This window comes from Streptomyces pratensis, from assembly GCF_037137275.1.
Classification (GTDB): domain Bacteria; phylum Actinomycetota; class Actinomycetes; order Streptomycetales; family Streptomycetaceae; genus Streptomyces; species Streptomyces pratensis_B.
In genome coordinates this window covers 1-22,624 of record NZ_JBBBEN010000079.1, presented here as the reverse complement: position 1 = coordinate 22,624, position 22,624 = coordinate 1, and the positions used below count along the sequence as shown (strand labels likewise).

Genomic DNA, 22,624 nt, shown 5'->3' with positions numbered 1-22,624 from the left:
CCACGAGACCCTCGGGCGGGGGCGGGGGCGGGGGCGGCGCGGCACGGTCGCCGCGCCTCCCCCGCACCCTCAACCGGCCGTCACCAGGAGGACTTGGTCACGCCGGGGAGGAATCCGGCGTGCGCCTGCTCGCGCATCCCGACGCGGGACAGGCCGAACTTGCGCAGATACCCCCGGGGCCTGCCGTCGACGCTGTCCCGATTGCGGACCCGGGTCGCACTGGCGTCACGGGGCTGCCGCCGCAACTCCACGACAGCCGCCGCGCGTTCGCCCTCGGGCGTGTCCGGTCGGCGAATGACCTCCTTGAGCTCGGCCCTGCGGGCCGCGTAGCGCTCGACGGTCGCCCGTCGCTTGTCGTTCTGCGCGATCTTGCTCTTCTTCGCCATCAGACCTTCCCTCCCCGCGCGCGGATGCGCGCGACCGCGGCCTCGACGCCGATGGCGTCGATGGTCTTGATCGCCCGAGCGCTGAGGGTGAGGCGCACATGCCGCCCCTCACTGGGCAACCAGTACCGCTTGCGCTGGACGTTCGGGTCGAACCGGCGGGACGTCCGGCGGTGCGAGTGGGAGATGGCGTTGCCGAATCCCGGCTTGGAGCCGGTCAGTTGGCAGTGGGCGGACACGAGGGTTACCTGCCTCTCATCGATGCGGTCCATTATTGAAAATGGAAACCATTGCCATATAGTAGCGCCCATGGCTCGTAACGAAGTACGCCCCGTCATCAAGCTCCGCTCCACGGCGGGGACCGGATTCACCTACGTCACCCGCAAGAACCGGCGGAACGACCCCGACCGGATGACGCTGCGCAAGTACGACCCGGTCGCCCGTCGCCATGTCGACTTCCGCGAAGGGCGCTGAGCCCGCCGGGCCCGGCCCGCGATTCCAACAGCCCCCGGCGGCGCCCGCCGCCCCCGACCGCATCCCGAACACCGCTGTGAGGACACCGTCATGAAACCCGGAATCCACCCCGCCTACGGCCCCGTCGTCTTCCGCGACAAGGCCGCCGACTTCGCGTTCCTGACCCGGTCCACCCTGACCAGCGACCGCACCATCACCTGGGAGGACGGCAATGCCTACCCGGTGGTCGACGTGGAGATCTCCTCGGCGAGCCACCCCTTCTACACCGGCACCGCCCGCGTCCTGGACACGGCGGGACGCGTCGAGCGCTTCGAGCGCCGCTACGGCCGGGGGCCGGCCCGGTGAGCGGGGAACGGTCCCCCCTGCCCGTCGTGATCGTCTGCGGTCTGCACGCCGAGGCCCGGCACGAGGTGGTGGAAGGGCTGCTACGGCACGTTCCGCGCAGCGTCGCACTGCACCACGATCTCTCGACGGCCGTCGGCGGCACGGTCCGCCGCTCTCTGCGGGACTCCGGCGGGGAGCTGGCCTCCGGCGAAACACCCCTGGTGAACGACTGCGCCTGCTGCGCGCTGCGCGAGGACCTCGTTCCCGAACTGGAACGACTGGCCCACGAGGGCCTGACACGGCTCGCCGTGCTGGAGCTCTGGGACTCCGTCGAACCGAAGTCCATGGCCGAGGTCATCGCCGCGCACGCCGTCGCCGCCGAGGTGACCAACGTGATCACGGCGATCGATCCGGCACTCGTCCTGCCCTGCCTCACCAACGGGGACGACCTCGTCGAGGCCGGCCTCGCTGCGGCGCCGACGGACCAGCGCACCATCGGCGACACCTGGGCACGTCAGCTGGAGTACGCCCCCGTCCTGGCCGTCACCGAGAGCCCGGAGGCCGACGACGAGGACCGCGCACTGATCCGGCAGCTCCATCCGACCGCCCACCAGGCCCCGGCGGCCTCCCCCGAGCTGGCGCGTCTGGCCTTCGCCGGCTTCGACGTGGAGGCGGCGGCCGCGGGCCAGCACCCGGCCTGCGCGCTGCTCCCCCAGGAGGCGGAGGAGAGCGGCGTCAGCACCCTCGTCTGGCGGCGGCACCGCCCCTTCCACCCCGAGCGCCTCTTCCACGCCCTGGAGGACCTGAGCTGCGCGGCGGCCCGCAGCCGCGGACGGTTCTGGCTCGCGGACCGGCCCGACACCCTCCTCTCCTGGGACGCCGCGGGCGGCGCGCTCTGCGTGGAGGACAACGGCCCCTGGCTCGCCTCGCTGCCGGACGCCGCCTGGTCCATGACGCCGCCCTACCGACAGGCCGCCGCGGCGCTGGACTGGCACCCCGAGCACGGGGACCGCTGCCAGCACCTGGTGTTCGTCTCCCCCGGCCTCGACCGGGACGGGCTGACCGCACTGCTGGACTCCTGCCTGCTCTCCGACCGGGAATACAGATCCGGCCGGGAGGCGTGGAAGGCGCTGCCCGCGGCGTTCGACGCCCTCCTCGACCCGGTCCGCTGACCCGGCGCCGCACGCCCGCGCCACCGGCCCGCCGCGTGACGGCGCCCGTACATCCGCCGACCGGCGCCCCGTCACCCGGGGCGGCTCCCGGCCGGCATCGACCACTCGCCCCAAGGAAGCCCCATGGCACGCAAGCAGGACCCCCGCAAGCCCCTCAAGGCCCGGCCGAACCCTCTCGACGCCGCCAAGATCACTTACATCGACTACAAGAACACCGACCTGCTGCGGAAGTTCATCTCCGACCGGGGGAAGATCCGCAGCCGCAGGGTCACCCGGATCAGCGCACAACAGCAGCGGCAGATGGCCGCGGCCATCAAGAACGCCCGCGAGATGGCCCTGCTCCCGTACACCGGGTCCGGGCCCGGGTCCGGGTCCGGGTCCGGGAAGTAGCGCCACGCGCGAACCGACCGGGGCGAGTCGCTGCCGGCCGCGGCGGAGCGGCTGGGGCGACCACGATGCTCCCGGTCGTCGTGACAGGGCGCGTGGGGGCGCGCCGAAGGCGGGGCGGTACGTCGGCACGGCCCGGCGATGGCGGTCCAACACCCGTCGTGCCGGCCGGTGCGCCCCGCGGGGTCAGAAGGCGAACACCGAGCTGCCGTTCGTGCTGCCCGCCATCTCGCAGGCGTTGCCGTACGTGGTGGCGAACTCGACCGGCTCACCCTTCCAGACGCCGTGGGCGGTGACCACGACCGGGTCCCACTGCCGGGTGCAGGTCCGGTTCGACGGGCCGGCGGTGAGCTCGGCGAACCGGCCCTGCACCGAGGCCAGTTCCTTGCAGGCCGAGGCCGGGTCGGGGTGCGTGCCCTCCGCGCGCGGCGCGCAGCTGAGCGTCACGGCCCGCTCGACGGTGGCGGTGAGGGGCTCCTGGCCCCGGGCGACGGTGAGTACGAGCGCGGACGGCGCATAGAGGCTCGCCGCCCCCTCCGGGGCCGGGGCCGGGGCCGCCTGGGCCGTGGCCGTCGCGGAGCCTGCCAGCAGAAGGGTGGCCGCTGTGACGGTTGCGAGGATCGCGTGACGACGGTGTCGCATGAGTGAAGTCCCCTCAGTCGTGTGCCTGGTTGCGGTCAGGAGTCTTGCGCACGCGGAAAGTGAGCGCACATCGACGACCGGCTTCCAGCCGCACACGCGCGTTCGAACCGACCGGATGGTCGTTCGGGCAGCTCACGCGGGCCGCCGACACCTGTCCAGCATACGGACAGACATTGGCGGTTCAATCCGAAACAAACGCTTGACCTGCGACGACGCCAAGCGGCCGACAGTCCCGCCCATCCCGCTTCGGCCGGAAAGCACCGCCACACAGGGGGTCACCCGAACCCGCACCGACCACTCGGCGAGCCTCACCCGCTCACCGGGCGGGCGACCGGCCAGGCGGGCGAGGAGCGGCGCGGAGGATTCGATTCCACATCCCCCTTGACCAGTACGGTTTAGGTTAGGCTAACCTCACCGACGTGATCGATCCTGTCCTCGACCGAGACGCCCCTTCGCCGCGTCGGCGCCCCACGCCCTCCGTCGGCGTCCCCGCCGCGCCCGTCGGCGCTGAGCCCCGTACCGCCTCCTTCGACGCGCTCGGCCTCGACGCACGCGACATGACGGTCGCGTACGACCGCACCGACGTCGTCCACGGGGCCGACCTCCGGCTGCCGCGCGGCCGCGTCACCGCCCTGATCGGACCGAACGGCAGCGGGAAGTCCACCCTGTTGCGCGCGATCGCCCGGCTGCACGAGGCACGGACCGGCACGGTCTCCGTGTCGGCCGGGAACGCCGAGCCCGTCGACGCCCTCGCCCTGTCCCGTTCCGCGTTCGCCCGGCGCGTGACCCTGCTCGCGCAGAGCCGGACCGCTCCGGCCGGACTCAGCGTGCGGGACGTCGTCGGATTCGGCCGGCACCCGTACCGCCGCCGCCTTCGCGGCAGCGACCCGGACGGAGCGCGGATGATCGAGCACGCGCTCGCCGTCACACACCTCACCGAGTTCGCCGAACGCGGCGTGGAGAACCTGTCCGGCGGGCAGTTGCAGCGCGTCTGGTTCGCCTGCTGTCTGGCCCAGGACACCGACGTCCTCCTCCTCGACGAACCCACCACCTACCTGGACCTGCGGTACCAGGTGGAGATCCTCGACCTCGTCCGCGATCTCGCCGACACGCACGGCGTGACCGTCGGCGTCGTGCTGCACGACCTGGACCAGGCCGCGGCCGTGGCCGACCAGGTCGTCCTCCTCTCCTCCGGACGCATCGTCGCCGCGGGCACGCCCGTCGAGGTCTACCTGCCAGAACGGCTGAGCGAGGCCTACGGCATCCGCGTCGACGTCACCTCCGACTCCTCCACCGGCGTCCCGCGCACCCGCGCGGTGGGCCGCCACCACCTCCGCTCCGAAAGGCCCTGACCCCCCATGAAGCCCCTGAAGAACCGGCACATGACCTGGCCCGTCCTCACCGCCGCGGCCGCCCTCGCCCTCACGTCCTGCGGCACGACGGAGACACCGAAGAAGGAGTCCGCCGCAGAGAGCGCGGTGACGGTCACCGACGCCCGCGGCAAGAAGATCACGCTCGACGGGCCGGCCCGGCGCGTCGTCGGCACCGAGTGGAACGTCGTGGAGACGCTCGTCACCCTGGGCGTGCAGCCGGTCGGCGTGGCTGACGTAAAGGGCTACACGGCGTACGACACGGCCGCGCCGCTCACCGGGGACGTCAAGGACATCGGCACCCGGGGCGAGCCCAGCGTCGCCACCGTCGCCGGACTGGAGCCCGACCTCGTCGTCGCGACCACCGACCTGTCCGAATCGGCCGTCGCCCAGCTGTCCAAGGCCGCACCGGTCATCGTGGTGCGCTCGGCCGACGCGAGCCGCCAGATCGGCCAGATGGTCGACACCGTCAACCTCATAGCCGAGGCCACCGGCACGGAGGAGAAGGCACAGGCCGAGGTCGGCGCGTTCCGCAAGGCCGTCGACGAGGGCAGGAAGAAGCTCGAGGCCGCCGGTCTCGACGGGGAGGAGGTCGCCTTCGCCGACGGCTGGAAGGAAGGCAACCAGGTCTCCGTGCGGCCCTACGTCAAGGGCTCCCTCATCTCCGACGTGAACACCGAACTCGGCCTGGCCGACCCGTGGAAGCTCACGGGCGACAAGGCCTACGGCCTGGCGGCCACCGACGTCGAGGGCCTGACGAAGATCGGTGACGCGCACTTCGCCTACATCGCCAACGACTCCGACGGCGTCGACCCGTTCGCCGACGGGCTCAAGGACAACGCGGTGTGGAAGTCCCTGCCGTTCGTGAAGAACGACGAGGTCCACCGACTGCCGGACGGCATCTGGATGTTCGGCGGCACCGCCTCCATGCGCGCGTACATCGACGCGCTCGTCGGCACGCTGACCGCCTGACGATGAGCGCCCGCACCACTCCCGCCCCGCCCGCCCCCACGCACGCGGCGACGCCGGAGGCCGGCCCTTCAGGAGGCCCGCCGTCGGCCGTGACAGGCCGACCCGCCCGCCGCGGGCGCACGCTCCTGCTCGCGCTCGCCGCCCTCCTGGCCCTCGCCGCCCTCGCGGTCGTGCACGTGGGCCAGGGCACCGCCTCCGTCGACCTGCACACGCTGTGGCAGCTGGCCACCGGCGCCGTCGCGGACCGGACCGCCGACGAGCAGAGTGCCGCCGTGATCCTGGACTCCCGGCTGCCCCGGCTGGCCGCCGGGCTCCTCGTCGGCTGCGCGCTCGGCGCGGCGGGCGCGGCCCTCCAGTCGGTCTCCCGCAACATGCTGGCCTCGCCCGACACGCTCGCCGTCAACGCGGGCGCGTACCTGGCGGTCGTCGCGGTCGCCGCGTTCGGCGTCACCCTGCCCGCTCTCCCCGCCGGAGGCACGGCGTTCCTCGGCGGGCTGCTGGCGGCGGGCGTCGTCCTCGGACTGTCCCGGGCGGGGGCGGGGCCCATCCGGCTGGTGCTGGCGGGTTCGGCGCTCACCCTCGCCCTGACCGGGCTGAGCGGGATGCTGCTGCTTCTGCGCACGCAGCAGACGACGGGGCTGTTCGCCTGGGGCAACGGTTCGCTGGCTCAGATCGGCATGCAGTCCATCGACCGGCTCGCTCCCGTCGCGCTCCTGGCCCTGGCCGGGCTTCTGCTGCTGGGCCGGAGGCTGGACATCCTGGCCCTCGGCGACGATGGCGCGGCGGTCGTGGGGGTGAGTCCCCGGCTGACGCGCAGCGTCGCCGTGATCCTCGCCGTGGTGCTGGCCGCGGTCGCCGTGACGGTCGCGGGGCCGATCGGTTTCGTCGGCCTGTGCGCCCCGGCGGTGGTCCGGCTGCTCAGCACGTGGGCGCCGGTCCTGGTCCGCCATCGCTGGTTCATCCCCGCCTCCGCGCTCGCGGGCGTGATCGTGGTGCTCGGGGCGGATGTGGCGTTGCGCGCGGTGTTCGGCGCGCAGGCGGGGGCCGAAGTGCCCACCGGCATCGTCACGACCTGTTTCGGCGCGCTCGTCCTGGTCGTCCTGGCCTACCGGTCGCGGGACATGGGCGCGACGGGCGGCTCGACGGCGTTCGCCCGGTTGCGCAGCCGGCGCGCCTTCGTCCTCACGCTGGTGGTCGCGGCCGTGGGTCTCCTCGGCGCTGTGGTGGCGGGGACGCTGCTCGGCGACGCCCGCCTGCTCTTCGGCGATGTGGCGAACTGGCTCACCGGCCGGTCGGGGTCGTTCGTGACGTATGTCCTCGACACGCGCGTGCCACGGGTCGCCGCCGCCCTGACGGCCGGGGCGGCGCTGGCTGTCGCGGGCGCGGTCGTCCAGGCCGTGTCGCGCAATCCGCTCGCAGAGCCCGGTGTCCTGGGCGTCGTCAGCGGAGCGGGAGCCGGGGCGGTCACGGTGCTCACCGTCGTACCGCTGGCGAGTTTCTGGCTCATCGGCGGCTCCGCGCTGGTCGGCGCGGCCGCGGCGGCGACCCTGGTGTTCGGGCTGGCCGCGCGCCGCGGGCTGGAGCAGAACCGCCTGGTACTGATCGGGATCGGCGTCTCCGCGGGAGGGGGCGCGTTCGTGAGCCTGCTGATCGTGCTCACCGATCCCTACAACGCGACGAAGGCGCTGGTCTGGCTCTCCGGATCGACATACGGGCGCACGTTCCCGGAGCTGGTTCCCGTGGTGGGAGCGCTCGTCCTCGCGTTGCCCGCGCTGGCCGTGCTGCGCCGCGAACTCGATCTGGTCGGGCTGGACGGCGACACTCCACGCCTGCTCGGCGTCCGGCTCGGCGCGACCCGCCTCATCCTGTTGAGCATCGCCGTCGTCCTCACCGGGGGAGCCGTGGCGGCGGTCGGCGTGATCGGGTTCGTGGGCCTCGTCGCCCCGCACGCGGCCCGCGCGCTGGTAGGCCGACGCCATGTACGGGTCATCCCGGTGAGCGCGCTGCTCGGCGCACTGCTGGTGGTCGTCTCCGACACCGTCGGACGGACCGTCATCGCCCCGGCGCAGATTCCGGTCGGGCTCGTCACGGCGGTGATCGGCGCTCCGTACTTCATCTGGCTGCTCTGGCGGTCCCGCGCGCCGCCGTCGCGTCGACGCACCGCCCTCTCGCAGGCGACCCGGCTCGGGAAACCGGTCGCGGCGGAGCCGGAGAGGCGGTCATGAAGGCCGCCGCACCCGTCGGGGCCGGGTCGAGGGGCCTCGCACGGCTCGCGCGCGGCCGCTTTGGGTCACGTCTCCTCGCCGTCGCTCTCCGAGCGGGACTTCGCCGCCCGGCGCAGACGGTGGTGGCGGCCCTGGTTGCGCTCCTCCGTGACGACGTCACCGACCATGGTGCGGACGACGTCGCGCAGACCGTGCATGGCGTGATGGCGGGCCGGGCCCGCGCCGGGGTCCTCCCGCAGTTCCTTCAGCAACGCCCAGCACAGCAGCAGCATGACCAGCACGAACGGCAAGGCCACCAGGATCGTCGCCGTCTGGAGCGAGTCCAGGCCGCCGACGACCAGGAGCACGGCCGCGACCGACGCCATCAGCACACCCCACAGCACGACGAGCCAGGAGGGCGGGTGCAGCGCGCCTCGGCTGGTCAGCGAACCCATCACCAGGGACGCAGAGTCGGCACTCGTGACGAAGTACGTCATGACCAGCACCATCGCGACGAACGAGGTGACCGTGCCGATCGGCAGGGCGTCCAGCATCGCGAACAGCGACGCCTCCGCGCCGTCCGCCACAGAGCCGGCCAGGTCCGCCTCTCCGGTGGAGTCCAGGCGGAGCGCCGTACCGCCCATCACGCAGAACCAGACGACCGTCGCGCCGCTGGGCACGAGCAGCACTCCGAGGAGGAACTCGCGGATGGTCCGGCCGGACGAGATGCGGGAGATGAACGTCCCCACGAACGGGGCCCACGACAGCCACCACGCCCAGTAGAAGATCGTCCAGGAGCCCAGCCAGGCGTGGTCGGAGAAGGCGCCGGTACGCGTCGCCATCGGCAACAGGTTCTGCAGATAGCCGCCCACGGACGCCGGAATCGTGTCCAGGATGTAGACGGTCGGGCCGAGCAGGAAGACGAACACCATCAGGAGGGCGGCGAGCAGGATGTTCAGCGTCGAGAGCCACTTGATGCCCCGGTGCAGTCCGGTGAAGGCCGAGACCACGAACGCCGCCGACAGGGCCGCGATGATGATCAGCTGGGTGGTCCGTGTGGCGTCGACGCCCGCCGTCAGATCGAGGCCCTCCGCCACCTGGAGTGCGCCCAGGCCGAGGCTGGTCGCCGTGCCGAAGACGGTCGCGAAGACGGCGAGCAGGTCGATCACCCGGCCCGGCCAGGCAGCCGCCCGCCGTTCCCCGATGAGCGGCACGAAAGCGGCGCTGAGCCGATTGCCCCGCCCCTTGCGGAAGCCGGCGTACGCCAGAGCCAGTCCCGCGATGCCGTAGATCGCCCAGGGGGTGAGCGTCCAGTGGAAGAACGAGTACTCCATGGCCGCGCGCGCCGCTGCGGCGGACTCGGGCTGGGCCCCGCTCGTCGGCGGCGGCGTCAGATAGTGCGTGAGCGGCTCCCCGACGCCGTAGAACATCAGGCCGATGCCCATGCCCGCGCTGAACATCATCGCGATCCAGGCGAGGTTGCCGAACTCCGGCTCTGCGTCGTCCTTGCCGAGCCTGATCCGGCCGAACCTGCTGAACGCGATGACCAGGCACAGGACCAGGAACACGTCCGCGGCGACGACGAAGAGCCAGCCGAAGTTGTTCAGCACCCACGTCAGGCTGGTGGACGACGCGCTGTCGAAGGACTCGTCGCCGAGCCAGGCCCACAGAACCACCCCGGCGACCGCCGCCATCCCGACGCCCACGAGGACGTAGTCGGGCTTGGCGGCGACAGGGACGCCGGGCGGGGGCCCCGGCGGAGGCTTCTCGATCGTTTCCGTGCTCATGGGCCCCACTATGGTGGGCCGTCTCCCCATGGCAAGGAGGCGACGCGCCGGACGGCCCGTCGTGTCGGCGCACGCCGTCACCTGCCGACGCTTCTGGGAACACGTTATCGTCCCGAGCATCGCATCGTCAGCCTGACCCGCCCCGGCCGGGCGCAGGCCTGCCCCGCCGTCGGTCCGCCGCGCCTTGTCGGAGATCGCCGTCCCGGTGACGCCGAGGCCGTCGACGTCACCGGCAGGGCCGTCGGGGAAGCGCGTCCTCACGCCAGAGGGCGGCACACCTCGGCACCGGGGGCAGACCGCCGCGCCGGGCTCAGCCGCGGGGACCGTCATGATCTTCTCGGCGGTGGGCTGTCATACCCGCGCGTGCTCTCGGTGGACGACGGCCGCAAGGTCTCGTCCCCGCCATTCCTTCCGCAGTCCTGCACCAGGCCGCGAAAGGACAACGGGCGGCGTGCAAACCCTCCTACACCAATGGTACGCACCGGCCGAGCCCGGCCCGGGCTCGTGGGGGCAGGGCTCGGCACAGGACGCCTGGTCCACGGGAGAGCCGTTAGACTCTGCGGTCATGAAACCCGGGACGGCCTCGCGCCACACACGGATCGGTGACCCGGCGCTCCCCTGAGCGTCGTACGGGCGGATGTCCGCCCCCGGTGCGAGCGAGGGTCCCCCGCTGCCGCGCGGGCTCCGCCTCCGGCGTGTTGACCACAGCTTCGGCCATCACCACGTCAGGAGAGCCCATGCCCATCGAGACACTGCAGATTCCCACCGCGGACGGCCACGCCGACGCTTTCGCCGTCTTTCCCGACGACGACCGGCAGCACCCCGGGGTGCTGATGTACGCCGACGCCTTCGGAATCCGGCCCGTGCTGCGGGCGATGGCCGGCGAACTGGCCCGCCACGGGTACTACGTCCTCGTCCCCAACTTCTTCTACCGGCACGGCCCGGCACCGGTGGTCGCACTTCCCGAGCACATCGGAGAGGACGTCCGGCCCGCGCTCATCGACCGCCTGATGCCCTTGATCCGGACGCATACCGCCGAGCGCGTCCACCGCGACGCCGACGCCTTTCTCGGGTTCCTCGCCGAGCGGCCCGAGGTCGGCGCCGGCCCGGTCGCGGTGACCGGCTACTGCATCGGCGGCCTCCTGGCGATGCGCACCGCGGCGGCCCGCCCCGGCCACGTGGCCGCCGTCGCCTCGTTCCACGGCCCCGTGGGCGCCGAAGGGCCGAGCGAACTGCGTCGCCTCCTCTCCACGCTCACCGCGGAGGTCCATCTCGGCCACGCCGCCACCGACATCACCCCCGAGGCCCTCGGCGTACTCAACCGGGCCTTGGACGACGCGGGGATCGTCCATACCTCCGAGATCTACCCCGGCACCGTCCACGGCTTCACGATGTCGGACACCGACGCCTTTGATCCCTCAGCGCTACGGCGCCACTGGGACCGTCTGCTCCCCCTCCTGAGGCGCGCCCTCGTCACCGGCTGAGGCTCGGCCGGCCGCCCCCGGGCTTCGTCGGCTTTCCGCCTGGCGCCCGACGCTGAGGCGCGCCGTCAGCAGCACGGCGAGGGTCAGGGTGATCACCCCCAGGGGGCGGGAGCCGAACCCGTGGTCCGGACCGCCCGGCAATGATTGACCTGCCTGTTCGCGGGGACTCGGCACCAAAGGCGGCAAGCCACGGCCCCGCCGCCCCCGCACCCCGCCACTGCGGCGGAAGATCCATGAGGGAAGGTCGGCGACCGCGCACAAGCAAGAAACGTGTCCGGCGGAGCCGAGCGCGGGGACATCACACCGAGAGAGGACGAGCGACATGACTGTTCCGGAGGAGAACCGGCCGAAGACGCAGACCACCGACCAGGTGATCGGCGAGCCCGAGACTCCGCAGGAGAAGCACGACGGGGAGAGCCGGAACATGCGTGAGGCCATGGAGGAGGCAGGCGTCACGCCCGAGGACTACGAGGAATGAGCGGCGCTCCGGGCGCGTCGCGGGCGCCTGGTCGGCTCTCCTGAGCGGCTGTCGGCCCTGCGAGAACAATCTCCCGACGGAGAACCCTGTTCCCGTCGGCGTACACGGCCTTCCCTCCTCCTCTGACGTCACGAGGAGGAGGAAAGGCGGCCGGTCAAAACAGGAGCAAAGAGACGTTTTATCGATATAGGGCAGGGGACTCAGTCGATGGTCCGGGTGCCATCGGCTGCGCGTCCACACGCGGAGCCGCCGGGCCCGGACCCGTGGGCGAGCCGGTGCGCGAACAGACGCGCACAGGTCTTCGCCGGGCCTGCCGCAGCTTCCGGCACACCGGCCGGCACCGCTGCCTTCGAAGCAGCGCGACACAGAGACGAGGGATGACCCATGGCAGACGTAAGTCCGATCGACGTCCAGAAGGCTCTCAACGGCGCCGACTACCCGGCAGACCGCGACGATCTCGTTTCGCTCGCCCGGGACAACGGAGCCGACGCGAGCATCATCGACAAGCTCTCGGCTGCGGACACCGACCGGTTCGACGGGCCGAACGATGTCCAGAAGGCGGTGTTCGACGGAAAGTAGTCACACCGGCGCAGACCCCCCGGTCGACCGTCCGGCGCGGCGTTGTCGCCCGGCGGACCCCGCCGCGCCCGCCGGACGGACGACCGGAGCCGCCGGGCCACCCGAGAGCGCCGCGTGGCGGGGCCCCCGTGGACTCCCGTTCGGCCCAGTGCCCCCGCCTTGCCATGACCGCCGCGGGGACCGACGGGTCTGCGGCGCCATCCCGACGGAGCAGCTCCGCTGGTGCCGGGGCAGGGGTCCGGCCAGGCTGAGGGCGGGCTGCCACCGGGCCGCCACAGTCGGCCGCGAGGGAGAGCGCCATGTCCGCGACATCTCAGTCCAAGCCGGCCCAGGACGCGATCGTCCGGGCCAACGAGGACGTCCAACGCCGCTTCCCGTTCGGCGACACCCAGGACATGGAGGACGCGCGTCGCGGCTTCATGGGAACCGCGCAGGACGGCAGGATCACCGCCGCCGACGGCCGTACGGTGTGGGACCTGCACGCCTACGGCTTCCTCTCGCAGGACTGTCCCGCCACGGCCAACCCGAGTCTGTGGCGGCAGAGTCGGCTGGTGGCCGACCACGGACTGTTCGAAGTGGTGGAGGGCGTCTACCAGGTCCGCGGATTCGACCTGTCGAACATGACCGTCGTCGAGGGTGAGCGCGGAGTCCTGGTGATCGATCCGCTCATCTCCGCCGAGACCGCTGCCGCGGCTCTCACCCTCTACCGCAGTCACCGCGGGGAGCGGCCGGTGACGGGCGTCCTGTACACACACAGCCACGCGGACCACTTCGGCGGCGCACGGGGCGTGGTGAGCGAGGAGGACGTCGCGGCCGGTCTGCCCGTGATCGCGCCGGAGGGCTTCACCGAGCACGCCGTGAGTGAGAACGTCTATGCGGGTACGGCGATGGCTCGCCGCGCCGCCTACATGTACGGCGCGGCCCTGCCCAGGGGCGAGCGCGGGCAGATCGGCGCGGGGCTCGGCCCGACGACGTCTACAGGTGCGATCGGCCTGCTCCCGCCGACCCGGGACGTCACGCGGACCGGCCAGACGGAGACGGTCGACGGAATCCGGATGGTCTTCCAGCTCACGCCGGGCACGGAAGCTCCCGCCGAACTGAACATTCACTTTCCCGACCACGCGGCGCTGTGCCTGGCGGAGAACGCCACCCACAACCTGCACAACCTGCTCACGCTGCGGGGCGCCGAGGTCCGCGACCCCCGGGTGTGGGCGCGGTACCTCACCCAGGCGATCGAGTTGTTCGGAGACTCTGTCGACGTCGCGTTCGCCTCTCACCACTGGCCCGTCTGGGGCCGGGAACGCGCCCTCACCTTCCTGTCCGAACAGCGGGACGTGTACGCCTACCTCCACGACCAGACGCTGCGGATGATCAACCAGGGCATGACGCCGCTGGAGATCGCCGAGGAGTTCCAGATGCCTCCCGCGCTGGAGCGCGCATGGCACACGCACGGCTACTACGGTTCCGTCAGCCACAATGCCAAGGCCGTGTACCAGCGGTACATGGGCTGGTTCGACGGCAATCCGGCGCATCTGTGGGAGCACCCTCCCGCCGAGGCCTCGGCCCGGTACGTCACCTTCATGGGGGGCGCCGGGGAAGTGCTGCGCCGGGCGCGGGAGTCCTTCGCCGACGGCGACTACCGCTGGGTGGTCCAGGTCGTCAACCACGTGCTGTTCGCGGACCCGGACAACGCCGATGCCCGGCAGCTTCAGGCGGACGCCCTGGAACAGCTCGGGTACGGGTGCGAGAACGGCCCCTGGCGCAACTTCTACCTCACCGGCGCGCTGGAACTGCGCCAAGGTCCGGTCGGCACTCCGACGGTCACCATGTCCCCCGACTTCCTGCGCTCCCTCAGCCTCGACCAGCTCTTCGACGCCCTGGCCATCCGCGTCGACGGACCCCGTTGCTGGGACGCCGACATCACGGTGCGCTGGGACCTGGAGGACGGGAAGCCCGTGACCTCGCGGTTGCGCAACGGCGTCCTCACCCATGTGACGGGGGACGGCCCCGCGGCCGCCGAACCGGACGTCGTGGTGGCGCTGGGCGAGGCGGATCTCCGCGCCGTCCTGCTGGGCAGCGTGACACCCTCCGAACTCGCTTCCCAGGGGCGGGCACGGATCTCCGGCGACGCGGGGCTCCTCTTCGGACTGTTCGGTGCGCTGAGCGACCCGGACCCCGGGTTCGCGATCGTCACCCCCTGATCCCGCACGGCGCCGGCACGGGGCTCCCGTGCTCCGCGCGTCCGCCGTGAGGAGCACGGGGCCCGGCCCGGCGCACCAGAAGTGTGAAAGGGGCCTGCCGTGGCAGGTGTCGGCGCGGCAGCCGTCCAGCGCATGGCGAACACCCTGTTCGTCGAGGCTCCGTGGCGCAGCCCGAGTGCGACACGGTTCTGGGGTCTCCTCCTCCTGGCCGCTGTCATCGCCGGAGCGGGCGTGATCGGCGACTCCTCGGCGACGGTCATCGGCGCGATGATCGTCGCGCCCCTGATGACGCCGATTCTGTGGGAGCCTTCGCGCTGGTGCGCGCCGACATCTCCGACGCGCTGCCCGGAGTGGCGACCGCCATCTCCCTCGTCCCGCCGCTCTCCTTGCGGTTCGTCACAGTCGGTCGGGCGGGGCGTCCTCTCCCCGCAGGCCTACCCTGCCCAGCGAGGTGCCGACAGCATCGTCGACGCGCACGGGGGCCGTGCCGTCGCCGCGGCCGGCTCCCGTGCGAGGCGGCGGGCCTACGACCGGTCGCCGGCGGCGGGCCCGGAGCACCGCCCGGGTGGCCGGCTCGCGCGGAGCCGGCCACCCGGGCGGTTCGGGGCTGGGCGCTGCGGGCCGCGTGCCGGGAGGCCGTGATTCCCGGCACGGCCGTGGTCCACAGCCACTGCACCGGTGACGCCGGTGCCCGCGCCGCCTGTTCGCTGCTCTTCGAGCCGGAGCGGCCGACGGCCGGCCTGCATGGCCGGTCTGCCCGGCCGACCCGCTTCGCCCCGGGTGCAGGACGGGGTGCCCGGCTGCCCCCCTCCCGGGTGAGCGGCGGGCCGTCCCGCTGTCACGCAGCGGGAGCCGTCGGGGTACGCCCGCGGGTGAGCAGCAGGCCCAAGGCGATCATGCCGACGCCGAGGCCCAGGTGCAGCCAGTTGTCCGCCGTGTTCAGCGGCACGAAGTTGGCGCTGCTGTCGTGGCCGACGAACAGGCCGTAGAGCCACAGCACCAGGTATACAGCGCCACCGGCCAGCAGGAACGTGCGTGCCGCGGAGAAGGTGCGGGCCATGGCGAGCCCGGCGACGCCGAAGGCGAGATGCACCAGGTTGTGCAGGATGGAGACCTGGAAGACGCCCAGCAGGTGGGCCCGGGATTCGTGCGAGGCGAATTGCATGCTGTCGTAGTCGGTAGTGATTCCCGGGATGAACCCCAGGACTCCGACCAGGAGGAACACGGCTCCGACAGTCATCGCCGCCAGCTGGACGGGGGTCCGGGCACTTCGCGGGGAAGGGGTGCGCGTGGTCACGGGGCCTTCTTTCCGGACGGGGGCGCTCCGGTGAGCGCCCAGTGCGCCGCGAGTACCCCGGCAGACGCAGCCCTATCGAAAACGATCGGCGCCTTCGACGACCGGGGGCACACATCGCCGTTCAAGCACGAGAACCTGGCCGTTTCCTCCCGGCGCTCGGACCCGCGAGGTGGGACGGAGGCGTCAGACGGTCTCGTATCTCCGGCTGACCGCAAGGGCGCGGGGCGTACGCGGCAGTGTCGCCGCACGGCGGACCCCTTCGGGCGGCGGCCTCCGGCCGAGGGCCTGCCTCCGCTCGCACCGTGCAACCCGTTCTCGAACGGCGCCGTCCGTTCGCCCTGGCGCGGCCGACCGCCCGATACCAGGAGGCGGCGAGTACAGCGCCGAGGGCGGCTTCCACCACGTCGCCGCCGTAGTACATGACCTGGGCACCGGTCTGCAGGTCGGTGGTGGCGTATGCGGTGCCGGGGGGAGGCGTCGCGTACAAGGACGTGGCGAGCACGGCGTGCGCGGCGCCGGCGACCAGCAGGGTGGCCCCTCGCAACGCCAGGCGCCGGCGGTGCCGTACGGGGTCGAGCTGGCAGACGGAGAAGGTGAAGAGCAGCCCTGCGACCAGGACGTGCGCCTGCATGACGGCGTGCCCCAGCGGACGGTGCTGCACAGTGGCGAACAGCTCTGTGCGGTACAGCAGCCACAGCCCGCCCAGGTCGATCAGAGCCGCCAGCGGCGGAAAGACCGACCAGTTGACGGGGGGCGCGTGCGCAACAGCCAGAAGACCCCGCCGTGCCGGGCCGGGAGGCAGGGCGCGCAGGGCCAGGGTGAGGGGGCGCGCCAGCACGAGGAACAGCGGGGCAGCCATGCCCATGATCAGGTGCCCGACCATGTGAGCGGTGAACGGTGGGCCCGGCTGCGGGCCAAGCACGACCCAGAGCACGCCCGTGCTCCCGGCGGTGAAGGACGCCACTCGCCACCGGGGCCAGGTGTCGCCACGCCGTTCCAGGCGGACTGCGGCCGCCCCGTAGGCGACAGCGGCCACCGACGCGGCCCCCGCCAGGATCTGCTCGAACAGAGCGGTTCCCGGGGTGTGCGCGAGAGTCACGCTTTTGCCCCGGCCCGGGCCGGGCGCGCCGCTCGGATGCCCAGCAGCACTCCGATCAGCAGAAGGCCCAGGCCGCAGAGGTTCCACGCCCAGTCGTAGGGGGCGATGTCCACGCCGTACCGGATCTGGTGCAGACGCAGCAGCTTGTGGTCGACGATCCCGTCGAACAGTTGGAAGAGGCCCAGTCCCAGGAAGAAGCCGGACCATCCGTGGGCCGGGGCCAGGGCGCGGGCGCGGCGAAGGTCCGCGTAGAGGAAGAGTCCGGCGATCAGCGCCAGGAGCTCACCGGTGTGCAGCAGGCCGTCCGACAGGAGACCCACACTGCTGGTGGAGCGGTCGTAGAAGTGGTGCCAGCCCAGGATCTGGTGGAAGACGATCTCGTCGACCGCCGCCATCACCGCCACTCCGATCACCCCGCACACCACCATCGACCTGCGCCGAGCGGGGTGCTCCGGGTGGACGGGCCGTCGGTCGTCCGACGCGTTCATGAAGGCTGCCTCCTGGTACGGTTCCGTCCGCCCCGGGCCGTCGCTGCGGCCGGGAGCTCGACGGAACGCGGCTCGCAGGCCGGGCCAGGCCCCGGCCACGCCTCGTAGGGGGTACGGGGCCGGCCCGGGCCCGGCCCGCGCCCCGGGGCCCTGGCCAGCCCGGCCACGGGGTGATGCGGCGGTCAGCCGTCCTTGTCCATGGCCCTGCGCACGGCGTCCTTGGTCCGGTCCATGAGCGCGGCGACGGGCCCCAGGGCCATGTTCGCACCGGCGGATTCGACGCCGGGGTGAGGCCGGGTGGGCGCCATGGCCTCAGCGGCCTTCACCCCTCGTGCCATCGAGGCGAGCCGGGCGTTGTCCGCGCTGCGGCGGATATGGGTGAACTCGTAGCGTTCCTCGGCACGGGCGTGGAGTTGGACGTCCTCGCGCAGCCTCATGAGCCGGGGCAGGAACGCGGGGTCGTCGGTCTCCATGGCGTCGAGGTCGGAGAGGGCCTCCTTGGCCGCCTTCTCCTCCTTCAGGCGGTCCTCCACCACCTGCTCTCCGCCGGCGAAGCCGCGGCGGGCGAAAGGGTGGACCACCTCCTCCTCTGCCGTCTCGTGAACGGCGAGGAGGCGCACCAAGCGGCGGAAGGCGTCCCTCCTGGCGTCGCCGCCGCTGCGTTCGACCTCGTCGAACAGATTGCGGATGTCACCGTGCTGGCGCATGAGCAGCGCCACCACGTCGTCGTCTGCGGCGTGGTCGTCACCGGCGTGCGGAGTGTGTGTCCCGGTCATGGCGGCCTCCGTCAGCTTTCTTCCCGCTGGGCGGGGTCGGGGTGCCGGCCCTCGCTCTGCGCGCGGTACTCCCGGCCGAACATGTCCTCGTGCTGGGCCATCACCCGGTCGCTCGGAGGCTTCTCGCCTCCGTGGATCTGCTCCTGCATCCGCTCGAACCGTTCGTGGGCCTCGCGGACGTAGCCGGCGCCGAGAGTGGTGAGGTCGATCTGCGTGTCGAGCAGCTCGCGCAGATAGGCCTTGTTGGGCTCGAACGTGAGCACGTTGGGGAGCTGCGGCGCCAGCACCTCCTCGGGCTGGCGACCGTCATGACGCCGCATGAGGTCGCAGGCGACGTGCAGGTGCTCCAGCTCCATGTTGAGGTGCAGTTCCCAGATGGCCTTGACCCGGGGGTCGCTCTCCTGCTCCATGAAGGAGTAGTAGAGGTAGCACTCGTTGTACTCGTGGTTGACCAGCTGCTCCCACCACGTCTCTCCGGGGTCGACCAGGGACTCGTAGTGGGTGACGTGCTCCTCCTCGATGAGCCCGATCTCCTGGTAGAGCTGACGCGCGATCGGCTCCATGTAGGTGGGACCGGTGTTCATGTAGAAGTTCATCGTCTGCTGCTCCGCCGACATGACGGTGAGCGCGTGCAGTTTGGACAGCGGGTCCGTGCGGCTGCGATCGTAGGGGTCACGGACGTTGTCGACCGGGTCACGGTGATGGAACCTGGTCGGCCGGCCGGGCATGACCTCCGTCAGGCCCTGGACGATGGAGTCCGCCTTGCGGTGCTCGATCATCTCGTACAGGTTCGCGTACCGGTACAGGTGGTCGAAGTCCTCCAGTACGCCGAACTGGTAGGCCTGCTTCAGGTACGGGTCCGGTTCCATGCGGGCGATCCACGCGGTGAGGTCGACCGCCACCTGCTCGTACGCGATCGTCGTCTCCAGCACCGACGACGCGCCCGGCAGGAGCCAGTTGACCACCTTCTGCTGTTGCGCCTCGATGTAGCGGGTCCGCGCCAGCTGCCTTTTGACCTCCGGATCGACGGTGTGGCGTGCCAGTTGATGGCTGAACATGATCGCCTCCACCTCGATGCCGTTCATCGTGATGACGCGGCAACGGGTGTAGGGGTCGCAGTGGTCCGGGTCGATCGGCTCCACGTTCAGCTCGCGCCAGTTCCTCAGCTGACGGTCCAACGGGATGCCGCGCTGTTCCAGCGGGTTGAAGGTCACGCGATGTCTCCTTCATCGGACACGGGGAGCCGTCTGAGTACCCCGGCGGCCGGTGCCGAAACGGGAGGACGCGCCGCCCCATGCCGTCGCCGCTCGCTCCGCCTGTCCCCGCCCGGAGTGGCGGCGCGCACCCCGGTCGGCTTCGCTCTGGCCCACGATCGACGGAAACGGAAGAGGCACAGGAACCGGTTGCCTGCCTCTTTTAGGGGGCCATTCAAGTGACGGACCGTTTGGGGCGCGCAGCGAAGGGCACTGAGAGTTTCGGCTGTCCCACGAATCCGAAATGAGACCCCGATGACCACGTCGACCGAACCCGTCACACCTGTGCCCGTCGCCGGCAGAGGCCCGGGGAAAGTGGTGGTGAGCTGGCTGACGACCACCGATCATAAGAAGATCGGACATCTGTACCTGATCACCTCGTTCTCGTTCTTCCTCTTCGGGGGTCTTCTCGCGCTGATCATGCGCGCCGAACTGGCTCGCCCCGGCATTCAGCTGATCTCGAACGAACAGTACAATCAGGCCTTCACCATGCACGGCACCGTGATGCTGCTGCTGTTCGCCACTCCCACTTTCGCCGGTTTCGCCAACGCGATCATGCCGCTCCAGATCGGAGCGCCCGACGTCGCGTTCCCCCGGCTCAACATGCTGTCCTATTGGCTGTTCCTCTTCGGAGGGCTCATCGTCGTGGGCGGCCTCCTGACGTCCAACGGCACTGCCGACTTCGGCTGGACCGCCTACACGCCCCTGAGTCGCGAGGAGCACACGCCCTCCGTCGGGGCCGACATGTGGTTCATGGGCCTGGCACTCTCGGGATTCGGCACGATCCTGGGCGCCGTCAACTTCATCACCACCATCATCTGCATGAGGGCGCCGGGCATGACGATGTTCCGTATGCCGATCTTCACGTGGAACGTCCTGTTGACCTCGGTACTCGTCCTGCTGGCCTTCCCGGTCCTCGCGGCAGCCCTGCTGGTCCTTGAGGCGGACCGCCGGTTCGGTTCGCACGTGTTCGCTCCCGAGAACGGCGGGGCGCTTCTCTGGCAGCATCTCTTCTGGTTCTTCGGGCACCCGGAGGTCTACATTCTGGCGCTGCCGTTCTTCGGCGTGGTGACCGAGATCCTGCCCGTCTTCTCCCGCAAACCCGTCTTCGGGTATATCGGACTCATCGGGGCGACCGTCGCCATCACCGGGCTTTCGGTCACTGTGTGGGCGCACCACATGTTCGCCACCGGCGCGGTGCTCCTGCCCTTCTTCTCCTTCATGAGTTTCCTCATCGCCGTGCCGACGGGGGTGAAGTTCTTCAACTGGATCGGCACGATGTGGAAGGGCTCGCTCTCGTTCGAGACTCCCATGCTGTGGGCGTTCGGGTTCCTCGTCACCTTCCTCTTCGGAGGCCTGACGGGCATCATCCTCGCGTCGCCACCGTTGGATTTCCACGTCCACGACAGCTACTTCGTGGTGGCCCATTTCCACTACGTCCTGTTCGGGACGATCGTCTTCGCCATGTTCGCAGGCTTCCATTTCTGGTGGCCCAAGATGACGGGCACCATGCTCGACGAACGCCTCGGCAAGATCCATTTCTGGACTCTGTTCGTCGGCTTCCACATGACCTTCCTGGTCCAGCACTGGCTGGGGGCAGAGGGCATGCCGCGCCGCTATGCCGACTACCTGGCAGCTGACGGGTTCACCGCGCTCAACGCTCTGTCGTCGATCGGGGCGTTCCTCCTGGGGCTCTCCACGCTGCCCTTCCTCTACAACGTGTGGAAGACCGCGAAGTACGGAGAGCGCATCACCGAGGACGATCCTTGGGGATACGGCCGTTCCCTGGAGTGGGCCACGTCCTGTCCGCCACCGCGGCACAACTTCGTCACCCTGCCGAAGATCCGTTCCGAGTCCCCGGCCTTCGACCTCCATCACCCGGCCGTGGCCACCATGGACCGGCACGCCAACGAGGGCAGGCGCGATGCCGTCGAGCCGGGAGAAGGCATCGCCTCCCCGCTCTCCGGTCGCCGGGACGAGACCTGATCCTTCCCCGCGGGGGAAGGGTCCCGTCCCGCGCCGTGGCTCCCGCCCCGGCGCGGGACGGGACCGATGCGGGCCCGCTCCACCATTCGCCTCTCTGCGGTGGTGGGGCCGACGCACGGGAAAGAGCATGGGCTTTGGAGACCGGTCTGCGGGACGAGCACCGGCGACGGCGCCGGAACCGGGCGCGGGATGCCTTCTCATGTCCGGAGCCCGGCGCCTCCGGTCGGAGGCGCCGCGCAGCACAGACGAGTAAGCGAAGAGGAGTGGTGGACTGTGACAGACGTGGCGAGCTCAGGGCCGGACCAGGACGACGACCGGCCGGAACTCACGAACCGGCAGGGTCATGCCGTCTACGACAACCAGAACCAGCGCACCGTGGGGGCCCGGGGCCCGGCCACTCTGGAGAACTACCAGTTCCTGGAGAAGATCAGCCACTTCGACCGGGAGCGCATCCCCGAGCGAGTGGTGCACGCGCGGGGCGTGACGACCTACGGCCACTTCGAGGCGTACGGGAAGTGGGGCGAAGAGCCCATCTCCCGCTACACCCGCGCCAAGCTGTTCCAGGAGGCGGGCAAGCGCACGGACGTCGCGGTCCGCTTCTCCACGGTGATCGGCGGCCGTGACTCCTCGGAGGCGGCGCGCGATCCCCGCGGGTTCGCCGTCAAGTTCTACACCGAGGACGGCAACTGGGACCTCGTGGGCAACAATCTCGGCATCTTCTTCATCCGCGACGCGATCAAGTTCCCCGACGTGATCCACGCCCTCAAGCCCGACCCGGTCTCCCACGAGCAGAAGCCTGGACGCATCTTCGACTTCATGTCGCAGACGCCGGAGAGCATGCACATGCTCGTGAACCTGTTCAGCCCCCGGGGCATCCCGTCCGACTACCGGCACATGCAGGGCTTCGGCGTCAACACGTACAAGTGGGTGAACGACCAGGGGGAGTCAGTGCTGGTCAAGTACCACTGGCTGCCGAAGCAGGGCGTCCGCAGCATGACCGCAGAGGACGCGGCGAACGTCCAGGCGGATGATCTGGGGCACGCCACGAAGGACCTCTACGACGCGATCCGGCGGGGGGACCATCCCGAGTGGGAGCTGGTCGTGCAGATGATGTCCGACGACGACCATCCCGAGCTGGACTTCGATCCGCTGGATGACACGAAGACCTGGCCGGAGCAGGACTTCCCGCCGAAGGCGGTGGGCCGGATGGTGCTGAACCGCGTTCCGGACAACTACTTCGCGGAGAACGAGCAGGCGTCCTTCGGCAC

General features: G+C 70.9%; 22 protein-coding genes. 13 read left to right on the top strand and 9 right to left on the bottom strand.

Features of this window, described 5'->3' with window-relative positions:
• Positions 1-80: 80 nt before the first annotated feature.
• Entirely contained in the window at positions 81-386 is a 306-nt protein-coding gene (rpsN, locus tag V9U70_RS09760; protein ID WP_336674096.1) for a 30S ribosomal protein S14, read from the bottom strand.
• The gene (gene rpmB, locus V9U70_RS09755) at positions 386-622 is read right to left on the bottom strand and encodes a 50S ribosomal protein L28 (protein ID WP_336674199.1); all 237 of its coding nucleotides are present in this window, start codon (positions 620-622) and stop codon (positions 386-388) included. The genes rpsN and rpmB overlap by 1 nt, the downstream gene beginning before the upstream one ends.
• Positions 623-692: 70 nt before the next feature.
• On the opposite strand from rpmB, the gene rpmG reads away from it, so the two are divergent.
• The 4 genes from rpmG to rpsR all read left to right on the top strand — a co-directional run bounded on the left by rpmG (position 693) and on the right by rpsR (position 2,743).
• Positions 693-857 (top strand): 50S ribosomal protein L33, encoded by a 165-nt coding sequence (gene rpmG / locus V9U70_RS09750; RefSeq protein WP_336674095.1) that lies wholly within the window; start codon positions 693-695, stop codon positions 855-857.
• Positions 858-947: 90 nt separating this feature from the next.
• On the top strand, positions 948-1,202 hold the full coding sequence (locus tag V9U70_RS09745) for a type B 50S ribosomal protein L31 (RefSeq protein ID WP_336674094.1): 255 nt from the start codon (positions 948-950) through the stop codon (positions 1,200-1,202).
• A complete protein-coding gene (locus tag V9U70_RS09740; protein ID WP_336674093.1) occupies positions 1,199-2,353 on the top strand; it encodes a CobW family GTP-binding protein in 1,155 nt (384 codons plus the stop codon). The genes V9U70_RS09745 and V9U70_RS09740 overlap by 4 nt, the downstream gene beginning before the upstream one ends.
• 123 nt (positions 2,354-2,476) lie before the next feature.
• Positions 2,477-2,743, top strand: a complete 267-nt coding sequence (gene rpsR, locus V9U70_RS09735) for a 30S ribosomal protein S18 (protein ID WP_336674092.1) — start codon at positions 2,477-2,479, stop codon at positions 2,741-2,743.
• 183 nt (positions 2,744-2,926) lie between these two features.
• Here rpsR and V9U70_RS09730 read toward each other — a convergent pair whose 3' ends face one another.
• Positions 2,927-3,382 (bottom strand): subtilase-type protease inhibitor, encoded by a 456-nt coding sequence (locus V9U70_RS09730; RefSeq protein ID WP_336674091.1) that lies wholly within the window; start codon positions 3,380-3,382, stop codon positions 2,927-2,929.
• Positions 3,383-3,939: 557 nt separating this feature from the next.
• On the opposite strand from V9U70_RS09730, the gene V9U70_RS09725 reads away from it, so the two are divergent.
• The 3 genes from V9U70_RS09725 to V9U70_RS09715 are packed head-to-tail and all read left to right on the top strand — an operon-like array spanning position 3,940 to position 7,949.
• The gene (locus tag V9U70_RS09725; protein WP_336674198.1) at positions 3,940-4,734 is read left to right on the top strand and encodes an ABC transporter ATP-binding protein; all 795 of its coding nucleotides are present in this window, start codon (positions 3,940-3,942) and stop codon (positions 4,732-4,734) included.
• A 15-nt stretch (positions 4,735-4,749) separates the two neighbouring features.
• On the top strand, positions 4,750-5,724 hold the full coding sequence (locus tag V9U70_RS09720) for an iron-siderophore ABC transporter substrate-binding protein (protein WP_336674197.1): 975 nt from the start codon (positions 4,750-4,752) through the stop codon (positions 5,722-5,724).
• Between the two features lie 2 nt (positions 5,725-5,726).
• A complete protein-coding gene (locus V9U70_RS09715; protein ID WP_336674090.1) occupies positions 5,727-7,949 on the top strand; it encodes an iron ABC transporter permease in 2,223 nt (740 codons plus the stop codon).
• Positions 7,950-8,014: 65 nt separating this feature from the next.
• On the opposite strand, the gene V9U70_RS09710 is transcribed toward V9U70_RS09715, so the two are convergent.
• Positions 8,015-9,715 carry a BCCT family transporter gene (locus V9U70_RS09710; protein ID WP_336674089.1) on the bottom strand — a complete coding sequence of 567 codons (1,701 nt, stop codon included), beginning with the start codon at positions 9,713-9,715 and terminating at the stop codon, positions 8,015-8,017.
• A 737-nt stretch (positions 9,716-10,452) separates the two neighbouring features.
• Between V9U70_RS09710 and V9U70_RS09705 the strand changes: the two genes are divergently transcribed.
• From V9U70_RS09705 to V9U70_RS09690, 4 genes are all read left to right on the top strand, one after another.
• A complete protein-coding gene (locus tag V9U70_RS09705; protein WP_336674088.1) occupies positions 10,453-11,199 on the top strand; it encodes a dienelactone hydrolase family protein in 747 nt (248 codons plus the stop codon).
• A 322-nt stretch (positions 11,200-11,521) separates the two neighbouring features.
• Entirely contained in the window at positions 11,522-11,677 is a 156-nt protein-coding gene (locus V9U70_RS09700) for a hypothetical protein (RefSeq protein ID WP_336674087.1), read from the top strand.
• 384 nt (positions 11,678-12,061) lie between these two features.
• Positions 12,062-12,256, top strand: coding sequence for a DUF2795 domain-containing protein (locus V9U70_RS09695; protein ID WP_336674086.1), 195 nt, complete (start codon positions 12,062-12,064; stop codon positions 12,254-12,256).
• A 299-nt stretch (positions 12,257-12,555) separates the two neighbouring features.
• Positions 12,556-14,457: an alkyl/aryl-sulfatase gene (locus tag V9U70_RS09690; RefSeq protein WP_336674085.1), complete on the top strand. Its 1,902-nt coding sequence runs from the start codon at positions 12,556-12,558 to the stop codon at positions 14,455-14,457.
• An 838-nt stretch (positions 14,458-15,295) separates the two neighbouring features.
• Here the strand turns inward: V9U70_RS09690 and V9U70_RS09685 are convergent.
• The 5 genes from V9U70_RS09685 to V9U70_RS09665 all read right to left on the bottom strand — a co-directional run bounded on the left by V9U70_RS09685 (position 15,296) and on the right by V9U70_RS09665 (position 19,331).
• Positions 15,296-15,697: a DUF4383 domain-containing protein gene (locus tag V9U70_RS09685; protein WP_336674196.1), complete on the bottom strand. Its 402-nt coding sequence runs from the start codon at positions 15,695-15,697 to the stop codon at positions 15,296-15,298.
• Positions 15,698-15,875: 178 nt separating this feature from the next.
• On the bottom strand, positions 15,876-16,853 hold the full coding sequence (locus tag V9U70_RS09680) for a cytochrome c oxidase assembly protein (protein WP_336674084.1): 978 nt from the start codon (positions 16,851-16,853) through the stop codon (positions 15,876-15,878).
• Entirely contained in the window at positions 16,850-17,341 is a 492-nt protein-coding gene (locus V9U70_RS09675; RefSeq protein WP_336674083.1) for a DUF2243 domain-containing protein, read from the bottom strand. The genes V9U70_RS09680 and V9U70_RS09675 overlap by 4 nt, the downstream gene beginning before the upstream one ends.
• A 182-nt stretch (positions 17,342-17,523) precedes the next feature.
• A complete protein-coding gene (locus V9U70_RS09670) occupies positions 17,524-18,117 on the bottom strand; it encodes a hemerythrin domain-containing protein (protein WP_336674082.1) in 594 nt (197 codons plus the stop codon).
• An 11-nt stretch (positions 18,118-18,128) separates the two neighbouring features.
• Positions 18,129-19,331, bottom strand: a complete 1,203-nt coding sequence (locus V9U70_RS09665; RefSeq protein WP_336674081.1) for a hypothetical protein — start codon at positions 19,329-19,331, stop codon at positions 18,129-18,131.
• A 294-nt stretch (positions 19,332-19,625) separates the two neighbouring features.
• On the opposite strand from V9U70_RS09665, the gene ctaD reads away from it, so the two are divergent.
• Together ctaD and V9U70_RS09655 are read left to right on the top strand one after the other, a co-directional pair.
• Positions 19,626-21,356: an aa3-type cytochrome oxidase subunit I gene (gene ctaD, locus V9U70_RS09660; RefSeq protein WP_336674080.1), complete on the top strand. Its 1,731-nt coding sequence runs from the start codon at positions 19,626-19,628 to the stop codon at positions 21,354-21,356.
• Between the two features lie 273 nt (positions 21,357-21,629).
• A partial coding sequence (locus tag V9U70_RS09655; protein WP_336674079.1) for a catalase occupies positions 21,630-22,624 on the top strand: 995 nt, incomplete at its 3' end.